Here is a 7,535-nt window from a genome sequence, read left to right as displayed (position 1 = left end):
CAAAGAATGCATCCGGCAGACTTTCAGCGCTTGCCGGTGGACGGCAGGAACACCGCCAGTAATCCGAACAACGGCAGGAACGAGCAGACCCCATACACGTACTCGATCCCTCGCAGGTCAGCCACATACCCCAGCAGCGCTGCGCCGATGCCGCCGAAACCAAACATCAGTCCAAAGAAAATCCCGGCAATCATCCCGACATTGCCTGGCACCAGCTCCTGGGCATACACCACGATGGCCGAGAACGCCGACGCCAGGATGAAGCCGATCACCACGCTGAGCACGGTGGTCCAGAACAGATCGGCATACGGCAGCGCCAAGGTGAACGGCGCCACGCCAAGGATGGAGAACCAGATCACTGCCTTGCGCCCGATGCGGTCACCGATCGGCCCGCCGAAGAAGGTGCCCGCAGCCACCGCGCCGAGGAACAGGAACAGGTGCAGTTGCGAACTGGCCACCGACAGCTGGAATTTCTCGATCAGGTAGAAGGTGAAGTAGCTGGTGAAGCTGGACATATAGAAGTACTTGGAGAACACCAGCAGCCCCAGCACCACCAGCGCCAGGATCACCCGCTGGCGCGAGATGCCGTGGGTAGCCTGCACCGCCTTGCGCGCCTTGGCCTGGTTGAGGTGCTCCTTGTACCAGCGGCGCAGCATCAGGGTCACGGCGAAGAAGAACAGCCCGGCTACGCCGAACCAGGCCACATGGCTCTGGCCGAAGGGAATGACGATCGCCGCCGCCAGCAGCGGACCGAGGGCGGAACCGGCGTTGCCGCCGACCTGGAAGCTCGACTGGGCCAGGCCGAAGCGCCCGCCCGAAGCGAGCCGGGCAATGCGCGAGGTCTCTGGGTGGAAGGTCGACGAGCCGATGCCCACCAGCGCCGAGGCCAGCAGGATCATCGGGAAGCTGCCGACGAAGGCCAGCATCACGATGCCCACCAGGGTGCACAGGGTCCCCATCGGCAGCAGGTTTGGCGTAGGCCGCTTGTCGGTGAAAAAGCCGACCCACGGCTGCAACAGCGAGGCGGTGATCTGGAAGGTCAGGGTGATCAGGCCGATCTGGGCGAAGCTCAGGTCGTAGTTGGCCTTGAGCATCGGATAGATCGCCGGTAGCACCGACTGGATCAGGTCGTTGATCAGGTGCGCCAGGGCGCAGAAGCCGATGATGCGCATCACCAGCGGGGAGGCCTGGCTTGCCGGGCTGCTGGCGCTGGAAGTCGTGGTACTGCTGATGGCCATGGGCTGGATGTCCGTCCGCGGGTTGGGCTCCGATTATCGTGAAACAAATAGATACGAAGCTACCTTTTTATTCTGGCGCGCCTTCCATCCGACACGTACTTGTAAATAATTCTCAATATATTTAGCATCCTTGCCTCTTTTCCCCCGTAAACGCTGGGCGAAACCGCCCCGCCCCTGCGAGCAGACCGATCCCATGAGCCCGATGCCCGCCTTGCAGCCCACGCCCGACCCCGAACAGGAAGCCCTGGACTGGTTCTCGCGCCTGCGCCAACCCGGCTGCGACGAGGCCCTGCGCCAGGCATTCGCCAGCTGGTGCCAGGATCCGCTCAACGCGAGGGCCTATGCCCAGCTCGAGGCTTACTGGCAGCAATTGCAGGTCCCGGCGACGCGCCCGCGACCACGCATCGCCAAGGTCCGCCGCAGCCGTGCCGGACTGTGCCTGGCGCTGCTGTTCCTAATGCTGGTGGGCGCGCTGGTCTGGCTCTACTGGCCAGTGATGCAGCGCCTGGGCAGCGAACTGCACACCGACAGCGGCGAGCGTCGCAGCGTGCGCCTGGCCGATGGCTCAACCCTGCACCTGGACAGCGCCAGCGCGATGAATGTCGACCTGCGTGGCCGCACCCGCCAGTTGCACCTTGTGCAGGGGCAGGTCTACCTGGAGGTGACGCTCGATGGCCGCGCCATGGAGGTGCAGGTCGATGACACGCGGATCCAGGTGTTCGGCACCCGCCTGCAAATCGCCCGCCATGCCGACCACGACGAACTGTTGGTGCTCAGTGGCAAGGCCGCGGTTCTGCAGGGCGGCGACCAGCGCCTGGTCAATGCCGGCGAACGAGTGACGTTCAGCGCAGGCCGGATCAATCCGGTGGAGAAGATCGACGCCAAATTGGTCGATGCCTGGCGCAACGGACAATTGAAGGCCAGGAACCTGCCGTTGGGCGAAGTACTGGAACGCCTGGCCAACTACGGTGGCCAGCGAGTCTGGATGATGAATGAGCATGCGGCCTACCAGCGCGTCAGCGGCGATTTCGACCTCGACCGCCCGGCGCAGAGCCTCGAGCGCCTGGCCGCCGATCAGCAACTGCGCCTGCACAATCTGCTCGGCCACTGGCTGATCGTGCGCTGAACCACCCTTCTCGGCTAAGTTTTTGAAAGGTTGGAAATTTTTTTTGAAAACGTTGTTGACAGGATCGCGATTCGAGCTAATAATGCGCGCCAAGTTGGCTACATAGCTCAGTTGGTTAGAGCATAGCATTCATAATGCTGGGGTCCGGGGTTCAAGTCCCTGTGTAGCCACCACCTTTTAAAAAGGGCTTATCGAAAGATAAGCCCTTTTTTTTTGCCTGCGAAAAAGCCTATTTCACCCCCGCCACCACGACCGCCAACCCCAGGCCAATCAAGGCCACCCCGATGACACGATCGACGACGCGCTGTCGCTCGATCATCGCCGCGCGCAGCCCCGCGCTGGAAAAGAACACCGCCACCAGGCTGAACCACACCCAGTGCGCGAAGGACATGAACGCGCCATAGGCGAAATCCAGCGCTAGCGGGCTGCCCGGCTGCACCACCTGGGTGTAGGCGCTGACCACGAAGAGCATGGTCTTGGGGTTCAGCGCATTGGTCAGAAAGCCCGTGCGCAGCGCGCTGGCCATGCTTGCCTGGCTGGACGCCAGGCCGTCGAGGCTGATGCGCGTGGTGTTGGTCAGCGACTTGTAGCCGAGGTAGACCAGATAGCCCGCGCCCACCACCTTCATCGCCAGGAACAGCGACGGGCTCTGGCTGATGATCACGGCAATGCCAAGCACGGTGTACAGCACATGCACCTGCACGCCCAGGGCGATGCCCGCCGCGGCGGCGAGGCCTGCCTTGCGGCCCTGTGCGTAACTGCTGCGGGTGACCATGGCGAAGTCGGCACCAGGGCTGATGACGGCCAGGATGGTGAACAGGGCGACGGCGATGAGTTCGTTCACGAACAGGTATCCTCGATGAAAATTCACGGAAGATGGGATTATCCTGATGCCTGGAATAAGTAAAAATCGATTTATAGTGAGGCTGATCTGCTAGTTTTTCTGACATATCCTCATGAACTCTAACGGCGCTATCGCGGGGCAAGCCCGCTCCCACGAGTGCTTCACGCAGTACGCGTGGGAGCGGGCTTGCCCCGCGATAGCGCCGGAACAGGCCAGCACATGAAACTGCCTCCCCTCACCGCCTTTCGCTACTTCGACATCGCCGCCCACAGCGAAAGCTTCGTGCGCGCCGCCGAGCAGCTGCACGTCACCCACGGCGCCGTCAGCCGCCAAGTGCGCCTGCTCGAGGAAAGCCTCGGCGTGGAACTGTTCGAACGACGCAACCGGGCGGTCTTCCTCACCCGCGCCGGGCGCGACCTGCACGCCACCACCCGGGCGATCTTCGAACAGCTCGAAGGCGCCGTGCAGCGCTTGCAGCAACCTCTCCAGGACAACGTGCTGGTGGTGTCCTGCGAGCCGACCATCGCCATGCGCTGGCTGATCCCGCGCCTGCCACGCTTCAACGCTGAACACCCCGACCTGCAGCTGCACCTGGTGGCGGCGGGCGGACCGGTGGACTTCGTGCGCGGCGGCATCGACCTGGCCTTGCGCCGCGATGATTTCCACTGGGATCGCCAATTGCACAGCCTGAAGATCTGCGATGAATGGATCGGGCCGGTCGCCACGCCGGCCTTCGCCGGCCAGCGCCTGCTGCACAGCGCCACCCGCCCGGATGCCTGGGCGACCTGGCTGCGCTTGAGCGGCCAAAATATCCACCTGGAACAACGCAGCGACTTCGAGCACTTCTACCTGTCGATCCAGGCCGCCAGCGCTGGCATGGGGCTGGCCGTGGCGTCAGCGCTGATGGTTCGCGACGAACTCGAAAACGGTCAGCTACAAGCCCCCTACGGCTTCCTGCGTGATGGCTCCAGCTACCACCTGCTCAGCCCACAAGCGCTGGATGACGGCAGCAAGCGCCAGCGCTTCGCGCAGTGGGTCAGTGCGCAATGCCGAGCCTGCCTGGCTCACCTGGGCTTGCCGCAGAACGAGGAACCGGCGCTGCCATCGCCGCCCCAGGTTCGGTAACCGGCCGTATCGATATGGATGCGCCCCGAGGGGTAACGACCCAATCCCATGTTCCAGGCTTGGCCATGCTGTCGCCAGAACTGGCACAGCGGATTGGGATCGGCCCAGGGCGGCAATAGCAGGTCGACAGCGAAGGCGCGCATGTGCGCGCTGCTCGACGCACCGCCAGCGCAGGCATTGAGCCGTGGGTCGCGATAGGCCGAGACCACTTCGAACTGACGCAGCGCCCCGTGTTCGTCCAGCGTCTTGATCAATGCCAGGGTCGAGCGCACCGCCGGCCAGTGGCTCGCCGGCGGTACCGCGAAGGGCGATGCCTTGCACAGCCGCCAATCCGAAGCCGAGCGCAGCAGCTGGTGGATCGGCACCACGCCGTACAACCGCGCATCCACCAGCATTTCCCGGAATTTGCGGTTCTCGTGATCGCCTGCCCACTGGGCAAACATCCACATATCCCGCTCGTCCGCCTGGACCGCCCCCTGTCCGATCAACAGGCTAGCCAATAGCCATGCCTTGCCGCTTTTCATGCCCCCACCTCTTCATCCACCATGGGCGCCCGCCGTCCTGGCGGCCACTGACAAGGAGTTAAGCATGCACAAGATTGCTGTATCGGGCCTGGCCGCCCTCGCCTTCAGCGGCCTGGCCATGGCCGACGCGCAGATCGACCTGGGCGATGCCCAACGGGTCACCCGGTTGTTCGCCTACCCCAACAACTGCAATGTGATCTGCTACCGCGACTGGAGCCTCGAGCAGACTGTCGAGCACTACCTCACCCAGAGCGTGCAGCGCGATGGCTACGCCAATGCCAAGGTCACGGTGAGCCGCGACCACGACAAGCTGCACGCCAGCATCACCGGCGTGCCGGCCAACTACACCGAACCCTTGCGCAAGCTGCTCGACAGTGGCGAGCTGGCCTACCAGGGCGCTACCCGCCTCAACCAGAAAGGCGGCTGGGACTACAGCTGGTACTTGTTCCTGCCCCTGGGGATGGCCCTGGAGAACCGCCGCAGCGTCGAGCTGCTGCACTTCCCGCCGGACTATTCGCTGACCCGCTACCAGGACTACCTGAAGTCCAACACCACCGACCGCTGGGCGCAGCTGCTGACCTTCAACGGCGTCGAGGCGACCCAGACCCCGGCCTACCAGACCATCGTCGACATCGCCCCGATCGCCGCGCCGGCCACCGCGGGCAAGGACCTGGAGGGGGTCTACGACTACTTCAACGACTACCAGGTGCGGATGGTCAAGGAAGTGGCCCTCACCCACGACGGCAAGACCGCCTTGCCGATGGTCGCCTTCGGCGCGCCGGTGCGCGCATGGATCCAGCAGCAGTACGGGCCGAAGGTCAACGTGCTGGGGCTGGCCAGCATCGCGCCGGAGCCGGACAGCGCCAAGGTGCCCGTGCTCGGCGCCAACCACCCGAGCGCGATCTGGTACGCGGCCGACCCGAAAAGCTACGACGGCGACCAGGACAAGGCCGACGCCGCCGGCCTGAAGATGATGGGCCAGGACCTCTCTGCTGCCTGCTGGCAGGCCGGCATGGGCCGCAACCCGCAGGCCGATGCCAAGCTCACCCTGCAAGCCTGCACCAGCAAGTGGCAGGTGACCCAGAAGAAGCAGACCTGCGAGCTGTTCTACCGCACCATCCGCGACATGACGCCGGCACAGGCGGCGGCCAAGTGCAACACCGGAACGGTGACGCGCAGCCTGCGGGATCTGCGCAAGCCGATCGAAGTGGAACACCCGCAGATCTGAGCCGACTGCTTACGCGATCCCTGTAGGAGCGGCCTCGTGTCGCGAAAGGGCCGCAAAGCGGCCCCGGCAATCGTGAGGTAAACCCAAGATCCTGGGGCCGCTTCGCAGCCCTTTCGCGACACGAGGCCGCTCCTACAGCGGGGCAGTGCTCAGTCTTCGAGCAGCGTGCAGGCCATCACCAGCGCATCTTCGCGCCCGCCCGCCACCGGGTAGTAGTCCCGGCGCCGGCCGATCTCGTTGAACCCATAGCGCTCGTACAGGCGATAGGCCGACTGGTTGCTGGCACGCACCTCGAGGAAGCACTCGCGACCATTGAGCTGATAGGCCCGCGCCATCAGGTGCTCGAGCAGACGCAGCCCCAACCCGCAGCCCTGATTCTCCGGCTTGACGGTGATATTGAGCAGGTGCGCCTCGTCGATGATCACGTTGATCACGCCATGGCCGACCTGCTGCTGGCCAACGAACATCAGCCACACTTCGTAGGACTTCAGCGCATCCTGGAAGATGCCGCGGGTCCAGGGGTGGCTGAAGGCGGCATATTCGATCTTGAGCAGGGTATCCAGATCCGCCTCGGTGGCCGGGCGGAAACTGATCGAGTCACTCATTCAACGCTCTTCCAGCGCGCCATCAGCTGGCGCATGGCTTTCCAGACGTCCGCCTTGCGCGGCGGCTCGTCCATCAACAGTTCAAGGCCGGGCAAGGCCCAGGCATCGCCGAGCAGGTCGACCTTGAGTTCTTGGTAGTAAGCATCGGCGTCGGCCTGGCCGGCGAAGCGAATGGCCGGCAGGCCGATCAGCCACAGGCAGGTGCATGGCGCTTCTTCCAGGCGCGCGGCGATGAAACCCTGGACGAAGTCCCGGGCGGCATCCGGGCCCTGGTCCATGTTGCCGCGCATCAGCAGCGGCCAGCGCACCGGCTCGCCGATGATCTGCGGGGAATCCGGCAGGCCGGCGGCGCGCAACATGTCCTTGAGCAGCAGGTACGACGGGTCGCGGCTCTGGAACGGCTGGCCGGTGGCCAGCTCGACCAGCAGCAGGCAACTGCCGGCACGCAGCAACTGCAGGGCGAAGCGTGGTGGCGGCACCGGTGCCGGGCGTGGCGCGGGGGCCTCCCGCTCGGCCTCGACCGGCTTGGCGGCGGGTTTCGGCGCGCTGCCAGGGCGCGGGATCTCGATCTTCGGGCGCTCGGCACGCGCCAGGGGCGCTGCCGGGGTGGCACTCGGCACCGCTGCCGGAGCGGCCGGACGCACCTCGAAGTCGACCTCCTCGACCGGCGCCACCGGCAACAGCAGCTCCGGCCGCGACGGGGCGGCGAACGGCAGTTCGGCGCGCGGCAGCCAGTGCACCACTTGCATGGCGGACAGGTAGGCGCGGCGGCGGGACTCGATCAGCAAGGCGCGGGTATCCGGGGATAGACGAAACAGTCGGGCATTCTAACGCCGTTGCCCAGG

At 64.9% G+C, this 7,535-nt stretch carries 8 protein-coding genes and 1 tRNA gene; 4 read left to right on the top strand and 5 right to left on the bottom strand.

Annotation, left to right across the window (positions count from 1 at the left end; genetic code table 11):
* Positions 1-23: 23 nt before the first annotated feature.
* A complete protein-coding gene (locus tag N5D48_RS25270) occupies positions 24-1,238 on the bottom strand; it encodes an MFS transporter (protein ID WP_279888799.1) in 1,215 nt (404 codons plus the stop codon).
* A gap of 202 nt (positions 1,239-1,440) precedes the next feature.
* Here N5D48_RS25270 and N5D48_RS25265 point away from each other — a divergent pair, with 202 nt between their 5' ends.
* A complete protein-coding gene (locus tag N5D48_RS25265; RefSeq protein WP_279888800.1) occupies positions 1,441-2,364 on the top strand; it encodes a FecR domain-containing protein in 924 nt (307 codons plus the stop codon).
* 96 nt (positions 2,365-2,460) lie between these two features.
* Positions 2,461-2,537 (top strand) — tRNA-Met (locus N5D48_RS25260).
* A gap of 56 nt (positions 2,538-2,593) precedes the next feature.
* Here the strand turns inward: N5D48_RS25260 and N5D48_RS25255 are convergent.
* A complete protein-coding gene (locus tag N5D48_RS25255) occupies positions 2,594-3,208 on the bottom strand; it encodes a LysE family translocator (protein WP_279888797.1) in 615 nt (204 codons plus the stop codon).
* A gap of 219 nt (positions 3,209-3,427) precedes the next feature.
* Here N5D48_RS25255 and N5D48_RS25250 point away from each other — a divergent pair, with 219 nt between their 5' ends.
* On the top strand, positions 3,428-4,333 hold the full coding sequence (locus tag N5D48_RS25250; protein WP_279888795.1) for a LysR substrate-binding domain-containing protein: 906 nt from the start codon (positions 3,428-3,430) through the stop codon (positions 4,331-4,333).
* On the opposite strand, the gene N5D48_RS25245 is transcribed toward N5D48_RS25250, so the two are convergent.
* On the bottom strand, positions 4,273-4,857 hold the full coding sequence (locus N5D48_RS25245; RefSeq protein WP_279888793.1) for a D-Ala-D-Ala carboxypeptidase family metallohydrolase: 585 nt from the start codon (positions 4,855-4,857) through the stop codon (positions 4,273-4,275). The genes N5D48_RS25250 and N5D48_RS25245 overlap by 61 nt on opposite strands.
* 64 nt (positions 4,858-4,921) lie before the next feature.
* Between N5D48_RS25245 and N5D48_RS25240 the strand changes: the two genes are divergently transcribed.
* Positions 4,922-6,085: a hypothetical protein gene (locus N5D48_RS25240; protein WP_279888791.1), complete on the top strand. Its 1,164-nt coding sequence runs from the start codon at positions 4,922-4,924 to the stop codon at positions 6,083-6,085.
* A 149-nt stretch (positions 6,086-6,234) separates the two neighbouring features.
* Here N5D48_RS25240 and rimI read toward each other — a convergent pair whose 3' ends face one another.
* Positions 6,235-6,690 (bottom strand): ribosomal protein S18-alanine N-acetyltransferase, encoded by a 456-nt coding sequence (gene rimI / locus N5D48_RS25235; RefSeq protein ID WP_279888789.1) that lies wholly within the window; start codon positions 6,688-6,690, stop codon positions 6,235-6,237.
* Complete coding sequence (locus N5D48_RS25230; protein ID WP_279888787.1) at positions 6,687-7,478, bottom strand: energy transducer TonB; 792 nt, start codon at positions 7,476-7,478, stop codon at positions 6,687-6,689. The genes rimI and N5D48_RS25230 overlap by 4 nt, the downstream gene beginning before the upstream one ends.
* Positions 7,479-7,535: the final 57 nt, after the last annotated feature.

It is taken from the genome of Pseudomonas sp. GD03858, from assembly GCF_029840925.1.
GTDB lineage: Bacteria > Pseudomonadota > Gammaproteobacteria > Pseudomonadales > Pseudomonadaceae > Aquipseudomonas.
The sequence above is the reverse complement of the archived record's forward strand: the minus strand, read 5'-3'. Positions and strand labels throughout refer to the sequence as shown.

Bases quoted from the DNA above. Each gene is read 5' to 3' on its own strand.
- N5D48_RS25270 (WP_279888799.1), bottom strand. From the start codon at position 1,238: ATGGCCATCAGCAGTACCACGACTTCCAGCGCCAGCAGCCCGGCAAGC.
- N5D48_RS25265 (WP_279888800.1), top strand. From the start codon at position 1,441: ATGCCCGCCTTGCAGCCCACGCCCGACCCCGAACAGGAAGCCCTGGAC.
- N5D48_RS25250 (WP_279888795.1), top strand. From the start codon at position 3,428: ATGAAACTGCCTCCCCTCACCGCCTTTCGCTACTTCGACATCGCCGCC.
- N5D48_RS25245 (WP_279888793.1), bottom strand. From the start codon at position 4,857: ATGAAAAGCGGCAAGGCATGGCTATTGGCTAGCCTGTTGATCGGACAG.
- N5D48_RS25240 (WP_279888791.1), top strand. From the start codon at position 4,922: ATGCACAAGATTGCTGTATCGGGCCTGGCCGCCCTCGCCTTCAGCGGC.
- rimI (WP_279888789.1), bottom strand. From the start codon at position 6,690: ATGAGTGACTCGATCAGTTTCCGCCCGGCCACCGAGGCGGATCTGGAT.